The 19,124-nt window shown below is 71.5% G+C and carries 19 protein-coding genes and 1 pseudogene; 11 read left to right on the top strand and 9 right to left on the bottom strand.

All coding sequences use genetic code 11. The features are described from left to right. Positions 1-87: 87 nt before the first annotated feature. From ACLQ20_RS01925 to ACLQ20_RS01935, 3 genes and pseudogenes are all read left to right on the top strand, one after another. Positions 88-179: pseudogene (locus ACLQ20_RS01925) on the top strand (GtrA family protein); the annotation flags it as partial. A gap of 155 nt (positions 180-334) precedes the next feature. Further along, positions 335-880 (top strand): GtrA family protein, encoded by a 546-nt coding sequence (locus ACLQ20_RS01930; RefSeq protein ID WP_425853961.1) that lies wholly within the window; start codon positions 335-337, stop codon positions 878-880. A 65-nt stretch (positions 881-945) separates the two neighbouring features. Continuing rightward, on the top strand, positions 946-1,692 hold the full coding sequence (locus ACLQ20_RS01935) for a GtrA family protein (RefSeq protein ID WP_425853962.1): 747 nt from the start codon (positions 946-948) through the stop codon (positions 1,690-1,692). 172 nt (positions 1,693-1,864) lie between these two features. On the opposite strand, the gene ACLQ20_RS01940 is transcribed toward ACLQ20_RS01935, so the two are convergent. Further along, entirely contained in the window at positions 1,865-2,437 is a 573-nt protein-coding gene (locus ACLQ20_RS01940) for a PH domain-containing protein (protein ID WP_132233342.1), read from the bottom strand. An 84-nt stretch (positions 2,438-2,521) separates the two neighbouring features. Next, the gene (locus ACLQ20_RS01945; RefSeq protein WP_327030481.1) at positions 2,522-3,397 is read right to left on the bottom strand and encodes a biotin--[acetyl-CoA-carboxylase] ligase; all 876 of its coding nucleotides are present in this window, start codon (positions 3,395-3,397) and stop codon (positions 2,522-2,524) included. 105 nt (positions 3,398-3,502) lie between these two features. Here ACLQ20_RS01945 and ACLQ20_RS01950 point away from each other — a divergent pair, with 105 nt between their 5' ends. Beyond that, positions 3,503-5,086 (top strand): acyl-CoA carboxylase subunit beta, encoded by a 1,584-nt coding sequence (locus ACLQ20_RS01950; RefSeq protein ID WP_151454415.1) that lies wholly within the window; start codon positions 3,503-3,505, stop codon positions 5,084-5,086. A 110-nt stretch (positions 5,087-5,196) separates the two neighbouring features. On the opposite strand, the gene ACLQ20_RS01955 is transcribed toward ACLQ20_RS01950, so the two are convergent. The 3 genes from ACLQ20_RS01955 to ACLQ20_RS01965 all read right to left on the bottom strand — a co-directional run bounded on the left by ACLQ20_RS01955 (position 5,197) and on the right by ACLQ20_RS01965 (position 7,369). Then, the gene (locus tag ACLQ20_RS01955; RefSeq protein ID WP_425853963.1) at positions 5,197-6,057 is read right to left on the bottom strand and encodes a hypothetical protein; all 861 of its coding nucleotides are present in this window, start codon (positions 6,055-6,057) and stop codon (positions 5,197-5,199) included. Further along, entirely contained in the window at positions 6,050-6,550 is a 501-nt protein-coding gene (locus ACLQ20_RS01960) for a SigE family RNA polymerase sigma factor (RefSeq protein WP_132233334.1), read from the bottom strand. The genes ACLQ20_RS01955 and ACLQ20_RS01960 overlap by 8 nt, the downstream gene beginning before the upstream one ends. Before the next feature lie 69 nt (positions 6,551-6,619). After that, the gene (locus ACLQ20_RS01965; RefSeq protein ID WP_425853964.1) at positions 6,620-7,369 is read right to left on the bottom strand and encodes a M50 family metallopeptidase; all 750 of its coding nucleotides are present in this window, start codon (positions 7,367-7,369) and stop codon (positions 6,620-6,622) included. 101 nt (positions 7,370-7,470) lie between these two features. Here ACLQ20_RS01965 and ACLQ20_RS01970 point away from each other — a divergent pair, with 101 nt between their 5' ends. Continuing rightward, positions 7,471-8,022, top strand: a complete 552-nt coding sequence (locus ACLQ20_RS01970) for a Uma2 family endonuclease (protein WP_192581384.1) — start codon at positions 7,471-7,473, stop codon at positions 8,020-8,022. Positions 8,023-8,184: 162 nt separating this feature from the next. Beyond that, positions 8,185-8,937 carry a GH25 family lysozyme gene (locus ACLQ20_RS01975; protein ID WP_151454418.1) on the top strand — a complete coding sequence of 251 codons (753 nt, stop codon included), beginning with the start codon at positions 8,185-8,187 and terminating at the stop codon, positions 8,935-8,937. 98 nt (positions 8,938-9,035) lie between these two features. On the opposite strand, the gene ACLQ20_RS01980 is transcribed toward ACLQ20_RS01975, so the two are convergent. Continuing rightward, complete coding sequence (locus ACLQ20_RS01980; RefSeq protein ID WP_327030478.1) at positions 9,036-9,266, bottom strand: hypothetical protein; 231 nt, start codon at positions 9,264-9,266, stop codon at positions 9,036-9,038. Between the two features lie 91 nt (positions 9,267-9,357). Continuing rightward, entirely contained in the window at positions 9,358-11,289 is a 1,932-nt protein-coding gene (locus tag ACLQ20_RS01985; RefSeq protein ID WP_425853965.1) for a protein kinase domain-containing protein, read from the bottom strand. A gap of 92 nt (positions 11,290-11,381) precedes the next feature. Here ACLQ20_RS01985 and ACLQ20_RS01990 point away from each other — a divergent pair, with 92 nt between their 5' ends. The 4 genes from ACLQ20_RS01990 to ACLQ20_RS02005 all read left to right on the top strand — a co-directional run bounded on the left by ACLQ20_RS01990 (position 11,382) and on the right by ACLQ20_RS02005 (position 15,531). Continuing rightward, positions 11,382-11,591 (top strand): acyl-CoA carboxylase subunit epsilon, encoded by a 210-nt coding sequence (locus ACLQ20_RS01990; protein WP_151454421.1) that lies wholly within the window; start codon positions 11,382-11,384, stop codon positions 11,589-11,591. Between the two features lie 143 nt (positions 11,592-11,734). Continuing rightward, positions 11,735-12,214, top strand: a complete 480-nt coding sequence (locus ACLQ20_RS01995) for a hypothetical protein (protein ID WP_425853966.1) — start codon at positions 11,735-11,737, stop codon at positions 12,212-12,214. Between the two features lie 1,408 nt (positions 12,215-13,622). Continuing rightward, positions 13,623-14,786 carry a S8 family serine peptidase gene (locus ACLQ20_RS02000; protein ID WP_425854237.1) on the top strand — a complete coding sequence of 388 codons (1,164 nt, stop codon included), beginning with the start codon at positions 13,623-13,625 and terminating at the stop codon, positions 14,784-14,786. Between the two features lie 88 nt (positions 14,787-14,874). Then, a complete protein-coding gene (locus ACLQ20_RS02005; protein WP_151454425.1) occupies positions 14,875-15,531 on the top strand; it encodes a Maf family protein in 657 nt (218 codons plus the stop codon). A 27-nt stretch (positions 15,532-15,558) separates the two neighbouring features. Here ACLQ20_RS02005 and ACLQ20_RS02010 read toward each other — a convergent pair whose 3' ends face one another. Beyond that, complete coding sequence (locus ACLQ20_RS02010; protein WP_358115436.1) at positions 15,559-16,767, bottom strand: RNA-guided endonuclease InsQ/TnpB family protein; 1,209 nt, start codon at positions 16,765-16,767, stop codon at positions 15,559-15,561. 154 nt (positions 16,768-16,921) lie between these two features. Between ACLQ20_RS02010 and ACLQ20_RS02015 the strand changes: the two genes are divergently transcribed. After that, entirely contained in the window at positions 16,922-17,575 is a 654-nt protein-coding gene (locus ACLQ20_RS02015) for an O-methyltransferase (RefSeq protein WP_357577872.1), read from the top strand. 228 nt (positions 17,576-17,803) lie between these two features. On the opposite strand, the gene ACLQ20_RS02020 is transcribed toward ACLQ20_RS02015, so the two are convergent. Further along, positions 17,804-19,096 (bottom strand): MFS transporter, encoded by a 1,293-nt coding sequence (locus tag ACLQ20_RS02020; protein ID WP_425853967.1) that lies wholly within the window; start codon positions 19,094-19,096, stop codon positions 17,804-17,806. Positions 19,097-19,124: the final 28 nt, after the last annotated feature.

A 19,124-nucleotide genomic window follows, 5' to 3' on the forward strand; every position in this document is an offset into this window, starting at 1 on the left:
CTTGACGGCGCTATGCGTCGTCTTCGTGGAAACCTGGGATTGGCCTCAGCGTAAACCGGGCGAGGTCACCAGTCAGTGGGACTGGTTGTGAAGAACTGCACAAGGTACGGGCACGCTGCGGCATCACGAGCTAATACCCGCTTTCACGCGCAGTTTCACGCAAATCCTGTGGGGAACCGTCACCGGCCGGGCCGGCGGCGCCCCGGACGGCGGAACCCGCGAACCGCCCCGCAGGCGATCCGATCTCGTTACGCTCTGTCCACAGGCGCACACCCGGGTGAGCGGTCCGCCGTTGCTACCCGTGCGGGATGACCCCAGCCGGTAGGCTCGCGTCGTGGCCGCGACGACGACCGGGGAGCCCGGCTCTCCGCAGACCCGCCCGGGTCTGGTCCGCGTGCTGGTGGACCGCTTCGGCCACCTGGTCCGCGAGCTGAGCAAGTTCGCCACCGTGGGCGGGATCGCCTTCCTGATCGACTTCGCCCTCTTCAACTACCTGACGAGCGTGCGGGGCGTCGAGCAGGTCACCGCGAAGACCATCTCGACGGTGATCGCGGCGTCCGTGGCGTTCGTCGGCAACCGGTTCTGGACGTGGCGGCACCGCAAGCGCTCCAACCCGGCCCGCGAGTACGCACTGTTCTTCTTCTTCAACGGCGTCGGCCTGGGGATCGCCGTGGCCTGCCTGGCGGTCAGCCGCTACGGCCTGGGCAGCATCTGGCCGGAGGTGTTCCAGACCCCGCTGGCCGACAACATCGCCAGCTTCATCGTCGGGACCGGGCTCGGGACGCTGTTCCGGTTCTGGTCCTACCGACGGTTCGTCTTCGTCGAAGCGGGAACCCCCTCCGTTCCGGAAGAGAAGCACGACCGAGACCACCGGGCGTGACCAACCGCCCACCTTCGTCCCGGCCGGAGCCTGCCGGCCCCGCCCACTGCCCTAAGGTGTTCCGCATGCGTCTTGTCCGTCTGCTGCCTGAGCGCTGGCAGAAGTTCATCCACGAGGCGCTCAAGTTCGGAATCGTCGGCGGCGTCAACACCGTAATCAATTACGCCGTGTTCAATGTGCTCGCACTGACCGTTTTCGTGGACGGTCAACTGAAGGCGACGGTCATCGCGACCGTGGTGGCGACGATCACGTCTTATCTGATGAATCGTCACTGGACGTACCGGGATCGCCCCAAATCGGCCATGCGACGCGAGTACGTCCTCTTCTTCCTCTTCAACGGGGCGGGCCTGCTCATCGAACTGGGCGTCCTGGCCGCCGCCAAGTACGGGCTGGGCCTGACCAGCCTGCTGGCCCTCAACGTGGCCAAGACCGGTGGCGTGCTGCTCGCGACGCTGTTCCGCTTCTGGTCCTACCGCACGTTCGTCTTCCAACCGGCGCCCGCCCACGCGGCCGAGACGTGGCACAGCATCCCGCGCGACGAGTGGGACACCATGGCCGAGATGGACCCGGTGGCCGAGTTGGCCGAGTCGATCTCCGAGCTGGAGGAGTCCGAACCACCGCCCGGCGCCGCGCGGCGTGCCCCACGCGGCAAGCCCGGCCCCGAACCCGCCTCGGCGGCCGGCCCGGGGGCCCCGGTCCAGGGGCGCCCCGTCCCGCTCGACGCCGGCCTCGGCGGCTCCCTCGACCGGGAGCTGGAGGCGGAACTGGCCGCCGAACTCCAGGCCACCACCCGCCGCCCGCCCCGCCGCTGACCCACCCGCCGTCCCGGCCCACCCGCCCGTCCTGACCCATGCGCCGTCCCGGCCCGGCCGGTTCCGGCCCGCTCCCGGGCCGCGCCGGTCGGGCCGTACCGATTCAGGCGGTCGGGCCGTGCCGGTTCAGGCGGTCGGGCCGTGCCGGTTCAGGCGGTCGAGGCGCGCAGGTTCAGGCGGTCGGGTCGCGCAGCGGCTTGCCCTCGTGCAGGTCCGCCAGGATGTCGCGCATCTCGTCGTCGCCGAGGGAGTGCTTGTCGTGGTGGGCCTCCACCAGCTCGTAGAGCTTGGTCTGCACGCGGCCGACCCCCGGCACGTCGTGCAGGACGGACTGGCCGCGCTCGCCGGCGGACTCGATGGTGAGCGTCCCGCAGCCGAGCAGACGTTCCACGAACCGCTGGTTCATCGCGTGGTCGTTGATCCGGGTCAGCGGGATGTCCCGCCGGTCGCGCGAGAGCACCCCCTGCTGGAGCAGCACCCGCTCGTTCGTGAAGAGGTAGTGGGTGCTCCGCCAGACCAGGAACGGCCACAGGGCCAGCCACAGCACCGCCAGCAGGGCCAGGCCGCCGATGACGGCGAGCGCGATCGAGCCGCCCCCGCCGGACGGCAGCAGGACCAGGCCGGCCACCACCGCCGCGACGGCGAGCACGAGCACCGCGACCGGCCGGATCAGCGCCTTCCAGTGCGGGTGCAGGTGCAGCACGACGTGCTCGTCCTCGGTGAGCACGTCATCGGGGAACGCCACGGGAACCTCCTCGCAGAAACGGACGCGCTGACCGTAGCCGCTCCCCTCCCGCCGAGGGATCAGCCGCGCGGCGGGAGTCCGCGATCAGCGGAGATGCAGGACGTCGCCGGCCGCCAGGGCCCGGGTGCCGGCGGGGGTGGCGACCAGGAGCTGGCCGTCGGCGTCCACGCCGGTCGCGGTGCCGGTCACCTCGTCGCCGCCGGGCAGCAGCACGCGTACCTGCCGGTCGATCGTCGCGCAGCTCGCCAGGTAGGCGTCGCGCAGGCCGCTGGCGACCGCGTCCCCGCCGGCCGCGCGCCACTCGCCGTACCAGTCGGCGATCCCGCGCAGCAGCGCCCGTAGCAGCGGGTCCCGGTCGGTGGCCGCCGCGCCGGCCAGTTGCAGGGAGGTCGCCGGCAGCCCCGTCGGGTTCTCCGGCAGCTCGTCGGCGCGCAGCGTGACGTTGAGGCCGACACCGAGCACGATCGCGGGCGGCCGGGCCGGCGAGGGCCCCGGCACCGCCTCGGCGAGGATGCCGGCGCACTTCGCGTCGCCGACGAGCAGGTCGTTCGGCCACTTCAGGCCCGCGTCCAGCTCGGCCAGCCGGGTCACCGTCTCGACCAGGGCGACGCCGGCGAGCAGCGGCAGCCAGCCGTACCCCGTCTGGGGCGCCGACGGCCAGCCACGGTCGGCGACGGCCTCCCCGGGGCGGAGCAGCACGCTGGTGGCGATGCCGGCCCGGGCCGGCGACTGCCAGGCCCGGCCGCGCCGACCGCGCCCGGCGGTCTGCCGCTCCGCGACCACCACCAGGCCCTCGGGCTCGCCGGCCCGGGCCGCCTCGGCGACGTCCGCGTTGGTCGAGCCGGTCTCGACGCGCAACTCCAGGCGGGTCCAGGGCCCGTGCGGGGCGACCAGCGCCCGCCGCAGCCGCGCCGCCGACAGCGGCGGGCGGTCCAGATCGGTGTACGGCGAGCCCGGCATCCCGTCAGCCTACGGCCGCCCCCGTCCGGCCGACCGGGGACGTCGCGGCCCGGCTGAGGCGAACTGCACAGCGGCGACGGCCTGAACCATCGTTATATTCCCAGGGTGACTACCGAGACCGGGATCAACATCCACAGCACCGCGGGCAAGCTGGCCGACCTGGATCGGCGGGTCGACGAGGCGGTGCACGCCGGGTCGGCGCGCGCGGTCGAGAAGCAGCACGCGAGGGGCAAGAAGACCGCCCGCGAGCGGATCGAGATGCTGCTCGACGAGGGTTCCTTCGTCGAGCTGGACGAGCTGGCCCGGCACCGGTCCACCAACTTCGGGCTGGCGAAGACCCGCCCGTACGGCGACGGCGTCATCACCGGCTACGGCACCATCGACGGCCGGCAGGTCTGCGTCTTCGCCCAGGACTTCACCGTCTTCGGCGGCTCCCTCGGCGAGGTCTTCGGCGAGAAGATCGTCAAGGTCATGGACCTGGCCATGAAGATCGGCTGCCCGGTCGTCGGCATCAACGACTCCGGGGGCGCGCGCATCCAGGAGGGCGTCGCCTCGCTCGGCCTCTACGGCGAGATCTTCTTCCGCAACGTACGGGCCAGCGGCGTCATCCCGCAGGTCTCCCTGATCATGGGCCCGTGCGCCGGCGGCGCGGTCTACTCCCCGGCGGTCACGGACTTCACGGTGATGGTCGACCAGACCTCGCACATGTTCATCACCGGCCCGGACGTCATCAAGACGGTCACCGGCGAGGACGTGGGCATGGAGGAGCTGGGCGGCGCCCGTACGCACAACTCGCGCAGCGGCAACGCGCACTACCTCGCCACGGACGAGCAGGACGCGATCGACTACGTCAAGGCGCTGCTGTCGTACCTGCCGTCGAACAACCTGGACGAGCCGGTGGTCTTCGACGCGCCCGCCGACCTCGACGTGACCGACGAGGATCGGGAGCTGGACACGCTGATCCCCGACTCGGCGAACCAGCCGTACGACATGCACCGGGTGCTCGAGCACGTCCTCGACGACGGCGAGTTCCTGGAGGTCCAGCCGCTCTACGCGCAGAACATGGTCATCGGCTACGGCCGGGTGGAGGGCCGTCCGGTGGGCGTGGTCGCCAACCAGCCGATGCACTTCGCCGGCACCCTGGACATCGCCGCCTCCGAGAAGGCCGCCCGGTTCGTGCGCACCTGCGACGCGTTCAACATCCCCGTGCTGACCTTCGTCGACGTCCCCGGCTTCCTGCCCGGCACCGGCCAGGAGTGGGACGGCATCATCCGCCGGGGCGCGAAGCTCATCTACGCGTACGCCGAGGCCACCGTCCCGAAGGTCACCGTCATCACCCGCAAGGCGTACGGCGGGGCGTACGACGTGATGGGCTCCAAGCACCTCGGCGCGGACCTGAACTTCGCCTGGCCGACCGCGCAGATCGCGGTGATGGGGGCGCAGGGCGCGGTGAACATCCTCTACCGCTCGGAACTGGCCGCCGCCGAGGACCCGGCCGCCGTGCGGGCCGAGAAGATCGCCGAGTACGAGGACACCCTCGCCAACCCGTACATCGCGGCGGAGCGCGGCTACGTGGACAGCGTCATCCCGCCGCACGAGACGCGGACCCAGATCGTCCGCGCGCTGCGGGTGCTGCGCACCAAGCGCGAGACCCTGCCGCCGAAGAAGCACGGCAACATCCCGCTGTGACGCCCCTCCCCCGCGGGATCCGCGCGGTGTCCCCCGTCGACCGTGGCAGGCCACGGCTGCCCTGACATCGCGCGGACCCGGGGGCGGGGCGGCCGATCGGTGGGCGGCGGTCAGCAGGACGGGTTGGCGGCGGCGCACATGCGCCGCGCGGCCAGCCCGGCGAGGCGGACCAGGTCGGCCTCGGCGGTCGGTTCCAGGATCAGCACACTCACCAGGTCGCCGACCCGCACCACCACGGTCGCGTCCGGCGTGGACGGGCGGCCGGGCACCTGCCCGTCGGCAGGGTCGAGGGTCGCGGCGACGGAGTGGCGCAGCAGCAGGGACTCGTCACCGGCGAAGTCGCGGCGCGGCACGTCCCAGCGGTGCACGTCCTCGACGGTGACGGACTCGCCGCCCCACTCGATCGACCGCACCTCCCGCCACTCCCGGCATACGGTGAGTTGCCGGCGCAGCCCGTCGAAGAACCGGGCGGCCCCGTCGTCCCGCATCCGGTGCAGGTCCTGGACGACCAGGACGTCGCCGAGCCGTCCCCCGCCGGTCGCCGGTCGCAGCACCGTCTGGGACCGGCTCACCCAGGTCTCCTGCGCCGGCACACCGCTGTCGCGCCTGGTGGCGCACCGGCGGAGGGCCATGCCCACGTCGACGCTCCCGCCCAGGCCGGCCTCGCTGAGTTGCAGACCGCTGCGCGCCGTCAGGTCGTCCTGTTGCAGCAGGGCCGCCGGGGGGATCTCGACCTTCCCCGGCGCCGCCGGTCGCGAGGGGGACGCCGCCGGGGCCAGCCCCCGCTGCCCGGACCGGTCCCCGACCGCCACGGCGGAGGCGGAGACGACGACGAGCACCGCGACCGCCGCCAGCACCGCCGTACGCCTGCTGCGCCTGCGGGCCCGGGCGCGGATCTCCGCCGGCTCCGGCCAGCGGACCTCGCGCAGGTCCCGGTGCAGTTGCTCGACGAACGTCGTCTCGTCACGCATCGGCGGCCTCCTCCAGGTCAGAGACGGCGAGCAGCCCGGCGAGCGCGGCGCGCCCCCGGAAGAGTCGGGCCTTGACGGTGCCCACCGGGGCGGCCGTCTGCCGGGCCACCTCGGCGACCGGCATGCCGACGAGGTAGTAGAGGGCGATCGCGGTGCGCTGCTCCTCGGGGAGCCGGCGCAGGGCGGTGACCACCTCGACGGTGGCGGTGTCCGGGCCGGGCACGCTCTCGCCTGGGCCGTGCCGCAGGTAGGCGCGGGCCCGGCTGCGCAGGCTGCGCCACCGGCTGACCGCGATCCGGCTCGCCACCACCCGCACCCACGCCTCCGGCTCCTCGTACGCGCTCACCGTCGACCAGCGCTGCCAGGCCCGGATGTACGCCTCCTGCACGGCGTCCTGCGCCTCGGCGAGGTCGCCCGTCAGCGCGTAGACGTAGCCGAGCAGCCGTTGGCGGCTGCCCCGGTAGAACTCGTCGAATCCGTCGACGTCCGGCACCTGCTACCTCCCCGTGACGGTCGCAGGGGACACGCGTCGGACGGTGCCGCCGGTTGCCCGGTCGACCGGTCAATTTCCGGGCGTCAGGCCGGCGTCGGTGAGGATCGGGCCGGCCAGCAGCAGCGCGCCGGCGCCGAGGGCGGCCAGGTTGACCAGGGCGAAGACGGTGACCCAGAAGAGGGCCGGCAGCGGGGTGAGGCCGGCGAGCTGGTCGGCGTCGGAGGCGGGCATCCGACCCCGCGAGCGCAGCCGTTGCAGCTCCACCACCGGCCGCACGCCGCCGAGCAGCAGGAACCACACCCCGGCGTACGCGAACGCCGCCTGCACCTGCGGCTCGGCGTACCAGGAGACGGCAAGGACCACCCCGCCGGTGACCAGCAGCGAGAGCACGCCGAAGACGTTGCGGATCATGATCAGCATGGCCAGCAGCAGCGCCACGGCGACCCAGAGCAGCAGGGTGATCCGGTTGCCGCCGAGCAGCCACGCGCCGGCCAACCCGACCAGCGGCGGGGCGACGTAGCCGGCGAGCAGGGTGAGGATCATTCCGGGGCCGGTGGGTCGGCCGGCGGAGAGGGTCAGCCCCGAGGTGTCCGAGTGCAGCCGGATGCCGTGCAGCCGGCGGCCGGTGAGCAGGGCGGCCAGCGCGTGCCCGCCCTCGTGGGCGATGGTGATGGCGTTGCGGGCGATCCGCCAGGGCAGTTGGGTGGAGACGACCACCAGGGCGACGGCGGCGGTCAGCAGCACCAGCAGGGGCGGTGGGTCCGGCTGCGCCGCGAACAGCTTGTCCCAGAGACCGCCGAGCCCGTCGATCGACACCATGGGGCGCGAGCCTACCGGCCCCGACCTGTGTCACTGCGTCCTCTCCGGCCCGTATCGTGGAAGGCTGATCCGGTGGCGACAGGAGCGGGAGGTGGACGCCGGTGACTGCGGCACCCCTGGAACCCCACGTCGGCCTGTGGACCGAGGCCGAGTACCTCGCCATGAGCGAGACGTCGAACCGGATCGAGTTGCTCGACGGGAGCCTGATCGTGAGCCCTGCCCCGAGCAAGCGGCACCAGTTGGTGTCGTGGAGCCTGACGAACAGCCTGCGGCCAGCAGCGCTGCCGCAGGGCCTACTGGTCTTCGAGGCGGTGAACGTCCGGCTCGGCGTCGACCGCATTGTCATCCCCGACGTGGTGGTGGCTGACACCGACGACGAGGGCACCGTCGTCGAGGCAGGCGAGGTGGTCCTCGTCTGCGAGATCGTCTCGCCGGGGAACGCGGCAGCCGACCGGTTGGTCAAGATGCAGCTCTACGCGATCGCCGGGATTCCGTGGTACCTGCTGGTGGAGCAGGACGGCGCCGGCCACTCGCTGCGGCTGCACCGGCTCGACGGCGCGCACTACGTCGAGGACCAGGTGGCGAAGCCGGGCGAGGAGTTCCGCCTGGCCGAGCCGATCCGCTGGCGCGTCGACCCGGCCACGCTGCGCTGAGGCGGAGAGCGCCTTACCCGGTCCGCTCACCGGCCGCGGTGCCACCGCCGCCAGGGCGCCGGCTTCCGCCGTTCCTGAAGATTTCCTTAGCTCCCCTTGCCATTCGGGGCGCTTATCTCCAAAGATGAACGTCTATTCAGTCCGGCGTCCTTGGAGGCATCCATGACCCGTACCGGAACATCCCTGCGGCAGCTGTTGGCCGCCACCCTCGCGGCCCTCGCCACCGCGGCGGCGGGGCTCGTCGCGACCGCGACCCCCGCGGCGGCCGCCACCACGCCCGGCATCGACGTGTCCCACTACCAGGGCGCCATCAACTGGACCAGCGTCCGCAACGCGGGCATCCAGTTCGCCTTCATCAAGGCGACCGAGGGCACCAGCTACAAGGACCCGCGGTTCAACACGAACTACGTGGCCGCCTACAACGCCGGCGTCATCCGGGGCGCGTACCACTTCGCCCGGCCCAACATCTCCTCTGGCGCGGTGCAGGCGAACTACCTGGCCTCCAACGGTGGCGCCTGGTCGGCCGACAGCCGCACCCTCCCGGCCGCGCTGGACCTCGAAGCCAACCCGTACGCGGGCGGCTACTGCTACGGCCTGAGCACGACGGGCATGCGGAACTGGGTCCAGGACTTCCTCAACACCTACCGCGCCCGCACCGGCCGCTACGCCGTCATCTACACCACCACGAGCTGGTGGAACCAGTGCACCGGCAGCTGGAGCGCCCCGTGGGCGAACCATCCGCTCTGGGTCGCCCGCTGGTCGAGCACGGTCGGCGCGCTGCCGGCCGGGGCGCCGTTCTGGAGCTTCTGGCAGTACACCGACCGGGGCAGCGTCGCCGGAATCAGCGGCGGGGTCGACCGCAACCACTGGAACGGTGACCGGAGCCGGCTGATCGCCCTGGCCAACAACACCTGAGCCTGACTCGCCTGGGGAGGCGGTTGGCGGCAGCGGGATCGGTTGTCACCGTACGGTCGACAACTGGTCCGGCTGCCGCCAGGCCGCTCTCGCGGGCGTCAGACCTGCCGTCGGGCCGCCACGGGCACGGCCGCCGCGTTCTCGCGGGCGAGCGCGTTCCGCCGGGCGAAGCGCCGGACGCCCACCCCGGCGAGGGTGACGGTCACGACGCTGAGCAGCGCGAACAGCAGCGGCAGGCCGGCGGCGGCGAGCAGCAGGACGATGTCGCCGAGGGCCACGAGCATCCACAGTGCCACTCGGGGCCGGGCGTCCCTCCGTCGGTAACCCATGTCGTACCCTCCCTTCCGTCGTGAAGGTCAGATACCCCGTACGGCGGAAGGTCATGCGAGTCGATCTCGCAACGGGCGCGAATCCCGCGGGTCAGTCCTTGCGGTCGGGCACGAAGCCCTTGGCGATCCGGTCGAAGTCGGCCAGCTTGGCCTGCCAGTCCTTCGCGGCGACCTCCCAGCGCAGGGCGTAACCGCGATTCTTGGCCGTGACGAAGCCCCGGTTGCGGACGTGGATCCGCGTGCCGTCGCGGGTCTCCAGCCACTCCCAGTCCGCGCAGGTCTTCCAGTAGTCGCAGCGCTTGATGCTCAGGTACTGGTAGTTCTTCACATAGTTCTTGCGGGCCGGTTCGGCCCCCTTCCAGTCGGCGTAGGCGTCCGACTTCGGGCTGGACGTCCACTGCACCAGCAGCTCGCCCGGCCCGCCGGGCTCGTCGAAGACGACGGTGTTCGCTCCGGCGTTGCGGCGCACCCAGTTCGCCGGGATCGGCACCGTGAAGCCGCCCGGGTCCTTGTGCAGCTTCCAGCCCGCCGGCAGCGCGTCCGGGGTCGGCGACGGGGTGGCCGAGGGCGTCGGGCTCGGCGCGGCGCTCGTGGGCGGGGCCGGCGCGGAGGACTGCGGCGGCTGCCCCTGCGAGGTCGCCGCGCCGGTCGGGTCGGCCTGCGGGGTGCCGCCGCCGTCCCCACCGTCGCCGCTGGTCAGCATCGGCACGATCACCACCAGGCCGATCAGCAGCAGCGCCACCAGCGCCCCGATCAGCACGTTGCGCCGGGTGTTGTTCGGCTTCGTACCGCTGGACGCCACGACCGTCGCCCGGCCGGACGACGGGCTCACCGGCGCGGGCATCACCGAGGTGGGATTCGCCGGCCTGCCGGGCGCCGGGTCCACCGCCTCGGCCTTCGTGTCGTCGAGCGCGGGCTTCGGCGGGTCGACCTTCGCCGTCGGGGCCGCGTCCGAGGTGGAGGATCCAACCTTGGCGGTCGGCACGGAGTCCGAGGAGAGCGCCGCCGTCGCGTCCTCGGCGGTGGACGCCGCGGCGGCACCGGCGGCGGCCGCCAGCGGCGCGCGCGGCGCCGGCGGGCTGACCGGCTTGTCGGGCCCGCCCTCGGCCGGTCGCGGCGCCGGCACCAGCGGCGGGCGGGGCTCACGCGGACCGTTCGGCCCCGGCCGGCGTACGCCGTCGAGCAGCGGAATCGTGCGGGTGCGCTTGCCGCCGGCCCGGCGCAGCAACTTCTCCGCCACCTCGGCGGTGATCCGCTCGTTCGGGTCCTTGCGCAGCAGGCCGTTGAGCACCGGCTTGAGCGGCCCGGCGTTCTTCGGCGGCGGCATCGGCTCGGTGGCGAGCGCCGCCAGGGTGGCGATCGCCGACGGTCGCGCGTACGGCGACTTGCCCTCGACCGCCGCGTAGAGGGTGGCGCCCAGCGACCAGAGGTCGGCCTCCGGCCCGGCGGTGCCCTCGCGGGCCCGCTCAGGCGAGATGTACGCGGGCGACCCGAGCACCATTCCCGTGCGGGTCACGTTCGGGTCGCCGGGAATCGTGGCGAGGCCGAAATCGGTCAGCACCACCCGGCCATCGTCGCCGAGCAGCACGTTGCCGGGCTTGACGTCGCGGTGCATCACGCCGGCCTTGTGCGCCGACTTGAGCGCGGCCAGCACGCCCAGGCCGATCTCCACGGCACGCGCCGGCGTCACCGGGCCGTCCTCGGCGAGGGTGTCCTGCAACGACTTCGACGCCACGTACTCCATGACGATCCACGGGTCGCCGTCGGTGCGCAGCACGTCGAAGATGCGGACCACGTTGATGTGGTTGAGCCGGGCGATGGCCCGGGCCTCACGCAGCGAGCGTTCCCGCATCTCGCGGCGTTCCTCGTCGGTGAGGCTGGGCGGCGGGACGAGTTCCTTGATCGCCACGTCCCGGTGCAGCACCTCGTCGCGCGCCTTCCACACCCGACCCATGCCGCCCTGACCGAGCGGCGAGAGGAGCCGGTATCGGTCAGCGACGAGTTGGGGCAGCGCGTTCGACATCGCCCAGACGGTACCCGGAGCCGACGACGCTCACACCGCCGGCACGCCACTGTGCGGTCAAGGTCAACCTCTCCGCCGCGTACGCTGACGCCATGTCTGCCGAAGAGCCGCTGTTCCGGGTCGTCCGCGGGGTCCCCACCGCCGAGGAACTGGCCGCGCTGGTGGGCGCGATCGTCGTACGGTCCCGCCCGGCCCCCGCGACCCCTCCGGTCGCCGCGTCCGCCTGGGCGCGCTCCGGCCGGCCCGTCGCAGCGACGGTCGCCGGCCCCGGCGCCTGGCGGGCGTCCGGCCTGCCCCGCTGACCTTTTCCGCACGGATCACCGCAGCTCGGCGCCCCTGCACACCCGCAGGGTGGCCGGTGTGTGCCGGGGCGGGGCTGCCGACACCCCCGGGGACCTATTAACCTCACTCAGGGAAACGACGCAGTGACGGGCAGGGAGGGCCGATGATCCCCGAGGAGGACGGTCCAGCGTCCTGGCTCCGCGGCTACGGCGGCATCGAGGCCGACATCCGCCAGCTCCGCGAGTTCGCCGACAAGCTCCAGGCCGAAGTGGAACGCAACTACGACCCACACCTGTCGTACATCGCCGCGGACCTGACAGCACCGGTGCCCAACCCGGCCGACGCGTTCATCGAGCTGGTCGACTTCCTGCGCGCGCACCACGAGACCCAGCAGGCCACCGCCGACATGGTCTGGGGCGTCCGCGACGTCACCGGCCACCTGGCCGTCGCCGCCGGCACCGTCGCCACCCGCTACACCGGGTCCGACGCCTTCGCCGCCGCGCGCGTGACCGACATCGAGCGGGCCCTCGCCAACCCGGCCCCCACGGCGCCTCGCGGCGCGCCGCCGATGCTGCCCGATCCCACCGGGCCGGAACCCGCACCGGGTCAGGGACGGGGACGGGGTCCGGTGGTGCTGCCATGATCGAACGGGGCACCGGCGGCCGCACGTCCGCCCTCACCGACTGGCGACTGATGGATGTCGCCAGCATGTGGGCCTGCCTCCAGGACCACGACACCACCAACCACTGGAAGCAGGTCGCCGGCTGGCGCAAGATCTGCGACCTCGCCCGGATGCACCTGAGCCGGCTCCAGGAATACCGCAAGGGGCTCGCCGAGGCATGGCCCCCGGAGACCAACGAGGCGGCCCGGGCCTACGTCCGCGAGCTGGACGAGCTCATCGACAAGGTGCAGCGCACGCACGACGCGGCCAGCGCCAACTACACCGCGCTCTCCGCCGCCACACAGGCCATCAGCGCCACCCGCACGGAACTGAAGAAGATCTACGAGACGTACGCCGTCAAGGTCCAGGAGAAGCAGACGTACGACGCGACGCTCGCCGACCCGAAGGCGGCCATGGGCAGCCGGGTCCCCGACCGCCCCGTGACGGACGCGGACCTCGAACGCCTCAACGTCCAGGCGCGCGGCATCATGTACGGCCTCAGCGGCGAACTCCAACACGCCCGAGTAATGCTCCGCCAACCACCACCCAGGCCTAAGCCTCTGCCTGAGGCGGACCAGCACAACTCCGATATCTACGGAGGCGCCGTTTCGGCCGCTCCGGTAATTCCTCCCGTCGTTCCCGTGCCGTTGTCAAGTTCGACTACTTCGTCCGTTGCACGGCCGACCACTAACGCGCGACAAATCTCCGCACCAACCACCCGTAACGTCGGGCCTGTCCTCGGCGGGGTGAAACCTGGTGTAGCGCCTTCTCCAATCAATCCCGCAATGCCAGGTCCAACTCCACCCGGCCTCCCCGCTGGCTCCGGCAGTGGACCGATGCCTGCGATGCCGCCAGGCGTGCGGCCTGGGCACGGGATCTCTGGGTTGCCGATCGGTCAGCCTGGCCCTAGCAGCCGGCCGGTCAACGGAGCCATTCCGGGGCTCCCGCCTGCCACGCCACCGGCATCACCCCGGCCCATGCCACCAGGTGGTCTGATCGGCGGAACCCCCGGAATGGGATTTGGACCCTCTAGTGGCAGCGGCGCACAGCAACGTCGAGTTAACCCGATTGGTGGAGTAATCGGCGGCGGGGGCGCGGGCACCGCTCCGACCGGGGGCGCAGGCTCCCGTCCTGGGGTTGGCCGCAACCTCAGCGCGGTGCAGGGTATACCGCCAATCGGCGGAGCACCTGGCATGGGCACTGCCCGTTCAGGCGGAATGGCGGGTCGGTCGGGACGGTACGACGGCAGCGACAAGGAGTCGCGGCACTGGGATCCGGACCACCCATGGGAAGTGGACCGAGGCGTAAGCCCGGTAGTCCGCCCTCCGGACGAAGATGGCCCCATCGACCCAGGTCCGGCTATTGGCTTCAACCGTTGAGGACTCGGACCATCCAGGCCGCCTTGGCGCTGTTCACTCTTACGGCAGCACTCCTGCCGCCGACTGCCTCGCATGCTTGGTCTAACCGTGGCGCCGCAAGTCCGCAGGGAGTTGACCGGATCCGAGGGGACCAGTGGCACCTGAGCTTTCTCAGGGTCGCCGAAGCACACAAGATCACTCAAGGCGAAGATGTGACGGTTGCGGTGCCAGACACCGGCGTTCATCCGCATCCCGACCTTGCGCACAATCTGCGCCGAGGCACAGATATTGTTGCTGGAGGTAGTGGCGACGGCCGACAAGACCGAGATAGCCACGGAACCGGCATGGCAGGTCTAATCGCCGCCCACGGGCGAGCTGGCCAGCAAGGCGCCCTTGGCATCGCACCGAAGGCGAAGATCCTTCCCATACGCGTAAAGAATAACGGCCAAGGGGGAACCAGTCACCAATTGAAAGATGCGATCAACTACGCGATCACGCAAAATGCCAAAGTAATCAGCATTTCAGCAGCAGGAGCGGCAGATAGCCGATTACATACGGCAGTCGAGGCCGCAATTCGCGCGGACATAGTTATTGTCGCTGCAGCAGGCAACAAGCCCCTTAGCCGACACGTCGGATTCCCTGCCGCCTACCCTGGCGTAATTGCCGTAGGTGGGGTTGATCGGCTCGGCCAGCGAGCCTCAGTGTCAGTCACCGGACCAGAGATCGACGTGGTCGCCCCGGCAGTTGACATCTTCAGCACAAGCATCGACGGCAAGTATCGCAAGGGCACCGGCACCTCGGACTCCACAGCCATCGTCGCTGGGGCCGTCGCCTTGATCCGGTCCAAGTACCCGTACCTGCCCGCCGCCGAGGTGGCGCACAGGCTCACCGCCACAGCGATCGACAAGGGCCCGCCGGGACGGGACGACGAGTACGGCCAGGGGGTCATCGATCTGGTGGCGGCGTTGACGGCTGACGTACCGCCGCTGGGTTTCGGATCGGCGACGGCGAGCGTGCCGGCCCGCACCCCCTCGACCACGACGGCGGTAGCGGAGCCAGCGGGCGACGGGAATGGTGCGGCGATGGCCCGTGGCCTGGTCACCCTCGGCGTGATCGTGGCGGCCGGCGGCGCGTGGACGTTCATCGCCCGTCGGCGTCGTCGTGGCGGCGACCCGCCGCCCCGCGTCAGTCGCTGAGCGACCCAAAAGACGGAGACGGGCGAGGAAGGGTCGACACGTCCTACCCGACACGTCGTCGTCCGGGTCAGCCGGTAACGTCGGCGACGTGCCGAAGTCCTTGCCGCTCCGCCTCGTGCTCGCCTCCGCCAGCCCTGCCCGCCGCAAGATTCTCCAGGCCGCCGGGATCGAGACGGATGTGCTGGTCAGCGGCGTCGACGAGTCCCTCGTGGTCACGGAGCGGGCCGAGGAGCTCTGCCTGGAACTGGCCCGGATGAAGGCGCAGGCGGTACTCACCCGGCTGCGGCCGGCCGACGACCAGCGGACGTTGGTGATCGGGTGCGACTCGGTGCTGGCCTTCGACGGGGAGATCTTCGGCAAGCCGACCGACGCGGCCGACGCCACCCGGCGCTGGGAGCGGATGCGCGGGCGCAGCGGCGTGCTGCACAGCGGGCACTGCCTGATCGACGTCGAGGCCGGGCGGCGGGCCGAGGCGGTCGCCTCCACCGTCGTGCACTTCGCCGACATCGGCGACGACGAGATCGCCACGTACGTGGGTACGGGCGAGCCGCTGGCCGTGGCGGGTGCCTTCACGATCGACGGCCTGGGCGGGCCCTTCGTGGAGCGGATCGAGGGTGATCCGAGCACGGTGATCGGGCTCAGCCTGCCGCTGCTGCGCCGCCTCCTCGCCGAGTTGGACCTGCGGCTCACAGATTTGTGGACGAAGGTCGCGCCCGGCAACCAGACGGTCGAGCCGCTCGGTTAGCGTCCGTTCTTGACTTCCTTCCCACGCCTAGAGGCGGGGGATTCCAGCGGTCGCCCGCTGGGTTTCCTGCTTCACCGACGGCCGCCCCGTCCGGACGTTCGTCCGTTGGGGTCTTACACCGCCTCCACAGGCAATCACGGAGAGCCCCTCCGCGAGAATGTTGCGGGCCGCGTTGACGTCGCGGTCGTGGGTCTGCCCGCATCGGCAGGTCCACGACCGCATGTTCAGCGGCATCCGCTGCGCGAGCGCACCGCACACCGAGCACAGTTTGGACGACGGGAACCAGCGGTCCACAACAACGAGGTTGCGGCCGTGCCAGTCGGCCTTGTATTCGAGCAGGGTGCGGAACTGCCGCCAAGCCGCGTCGCTGACGGCGCGAGCCAGGCTGTGGTTTGTGACCATGTTGCGCACGGTCAGGTCCTCGACGACGATCGTTTGGTTCTCACGAACAAGCCGAGTGGTCAACTTGTGCAGATGGTCCCGCCTGCGGTCGGTGATCCGGGCGTGCACGCGGGCGACCTTGATTCGGGCCTTGGCCCGGTTCGCGGAGCCCTTCTCCTTCTTGGACAGGTTCCGCTGCGCCTTGGCGAGTGCGGCTCGGTCGCGGCGTTCGTGCTTCGGGTTGACGACTTTCTCGCCGGTGGACAGCGTGAGCAGGCTGTCCAGGCCGGCATCGATCCCGACGGCCGGGCTCGGTGCCGGAGCCTGCTCGATCCGGTCGTCGCACAGCAGCGACACGAACCAGCGCCCGGCCGCGTCCTGCGACACGGTCACCGTGGACGGCTTCGCGCCCTCGGGAAGCGGCCGGGACCACACAATGTTCAGCGGTTCGGCCATCTTCGCCAAAGTGAGCTGGCCGTCGCGGTAGCGGAACCCGCTGGTGGTGTACTCCGCCGACCGGCGCGACTTCTTCTTGCTCTTGAAGCTCGGGTACCGGGCTCGTTTGGCGAAGAAGTTGGTGAACGCGACTTGCAGGTGCCGCAGCGTCTGCTGCAACGGCACGGACGACACCTCGTTGAGGAACGCCAGGTCGTCGGTCTTCTTCCACGCGGTCAACATCGCCGACGTCGCGTTGTAGTTCACCCGTTCTTGACGCAGGGCCCACGCCTCGGTGCGGGCCTGCAACGCCATGTTGTAGACCAGCCGGACACACCCGAACGTGCGGGCAAGCTCGCAAGCCTGCCCGGGGCTCGGGTAGAAGCGGAACCTGAACGCCCGCTTCACAGCCCTGGCCATGGCTCACAGCCTAGCAAGATAGCCAGTAAGCTTTACGGTGACATGCGGGTGGACACCCATCCTCCTTGGCCGCGGATCGGCCTTTCCTGTCCCGCTCTGCAAGAGTTCCGTTTCCTCCCCACGGCTAAAGCCAGGGGTTCCACGGAGGTTTTCGATGACCACCAAGTCGATCCCGCTCACGTCGGAACTGCATTCGTACCTGGTCGGGCACGGGGCGCCGCCGGACGAGATCATGCGGGACCTGGCCGAGGAGACCCGCGCGGCCCTGCCGAACGACGCGCAGATGCAGGTCGCACCGGAGCAGGCCGCCTTCCTGACCTTCCTCACCCGGCTGCTCGGAGTGCGGCAGGCCGTCGAGGTGGGCACGTTCACCGGCCTCTCGTCGCTGGCGATCGCCCGTGGGCTGCCCGAGGGCGGGCGGCTGACCTGCTTCGACATCTCTGAGGAGTTCACCGGCATCGCCCGGCGGTACTGGGCCCGCGCCGGCGTGGACGACCGGATCGAGTTGCGCATCGGCCCGGCTGGCGACACGCTGCGCGAGCTGCCCCACGAGCGCCACCTGGACTTCGCGTTCATCGACGCCGACAAGACCGGCTACCCGGTCTACTGGGCGGAGCTGGTGCCCCGGATGCGTCCCGGCGGGGTGATCGCGGTCGACAACGTGCTGCGCGGTGGCCGGGTGATCGCCCCGCAGAACGCCGACGACCGGGCCATCGCGGCGTTCAACGACGAGGTGCTCGCCGACGTCCGCGTCGACGCGGTGATGCTCCCGATCGCCGACGGCCTCACCCTGGCCCGAGTGCACTGACCCTGACCGGCGTCTGCGCAATCTTGGTAGGAAACGGCCCCTGGAGGGGCCGTTTCCTACCAAGATCCAGCGGGACCCAAGGTCCACCCGGACGCAAGATCCACGGGGGACGCAAGAACCGTCGGAGGACGCAAGATCCACGGGAGACGCAAGGTCCGCCGGAGGACCAAGGTCCGCCGGAGGACCAAGGTCCGCCGGAGGACCCAAGGTCCGCGGGGGCGCTTGGCGTCAGACGGGGGTCGGGGATCGGAGGTCGGCGGGGGCCGGGCGCAGGGCGCGGCCCAGGCGGGCGGCGAGCAGCGCAGCCGCCGCGATGAAGGCCGGCAGCAGCAGGAAGGCCAGGTGCGGTCCGACGCCGTCGGCCACCCAGCCGAGCGCGACCGGCGCGATCCCGAAGCCCACCCCCATCGAGTACGACGCATAGCCGGCCGCCCGGTCCGCGGCCGGCCCGGCGACGGCGAGCGCGATCGAGATCGCCAGCGGGTAGTGCAGGGCGTTGCCGAGGCCGAGGACGACCAGGCCGGTGACGGCGAGCCAGCCGACCGGCGCGATCCAGAAGAGCGCGAACCCGGCCAGCGAGACGCCCAGCGCGGCCAGCAGCAGCGGCACCGGCCGGTACCGCAGGGCGAGCCGACCCCCGGCGAGCCGGCCCACGAACATGCCGCAGACGATCGCGGCGACGGCGGCCGAGGCGCCGCCGGCCGCCATCCCGGCGTGCGAGCGGAGCACGTCGGCCGTCCAGAGCGACAGGCAGACCTCGATCGAGCCGGTGACCGCCATCAGCACCCAGGCGATCCAGTACGCCACCGGCAGGCGTCGGCCGGACCCGTGGGCGCCGGCCACCGAGGCGACCCCGCCGGAAGCCGAAGAGCCGGAAGCCGGAGAGCCGAGAGCCGGAGAGCCGAGAGCCGGAGAGCCGAGAGCCGGAGAGCCAGGAGCCGCGGCAGCGGGGGCGGGCTGCGGCAGGCGTACGCGGAAGGTCACGGCGGCGAGCGCGACCAGCGCGATCAGGCCGACCTCGACGGCCATCGCCGGTCGCCAGCCCCACCCGGCGTCGACGCTGGCGCCGATGACCAGCGGGGCGAGGATGCCGGCGCCGGCGCAGGCGGCGTTGGCCTCGGTCAGCGCGGCGGGCGCGCCGGTGCCGTGCCGGTCGGTGAGTACCACGGACACACCGCTGATCACCAGCATGCCGAAGGTGGCGATCACGGCGACGGCGGTGATCGTGGCGGGCAGGGCGCGGACGACGCCCAGGGCGGCGACGCCGGCCGCCACGCCCGCCAGCCCGACCCAGATCGCCCGGCCCCGGCCGAGGCGGCGGGCCAGGGGTGCGAAGAGCGCCCCGCCGGCCAGCGCGCCGACGGCGATGCCGGTGCTGTGCAGGCTTGCGACGGCGGCCGAGGTGCCCTGTTCGTCGCGGAGCAGCGGCACGACCGGCCCGAAGCCGTAGAGGAAGAAGCCCCACAGCCCGAGCTGGGCGTAGGTCAGCCAGGTGAGCCGGTCACGGGTGAGGCGGGGCACCGGCCTCACGTTACAAGCGTCGGGCCGG

The organism is Micromonospora sp. DT46 (genome assembly GCF_049841735.1).
In the GTDB taxonomy this organism is placed as follows: domain Bacteria; phylum Actinomycetota; class Actinomycetes; order Mycobacteriales; family Micromonosporaceae; genus Micromonospora; species Micromonospora reichwaldensis.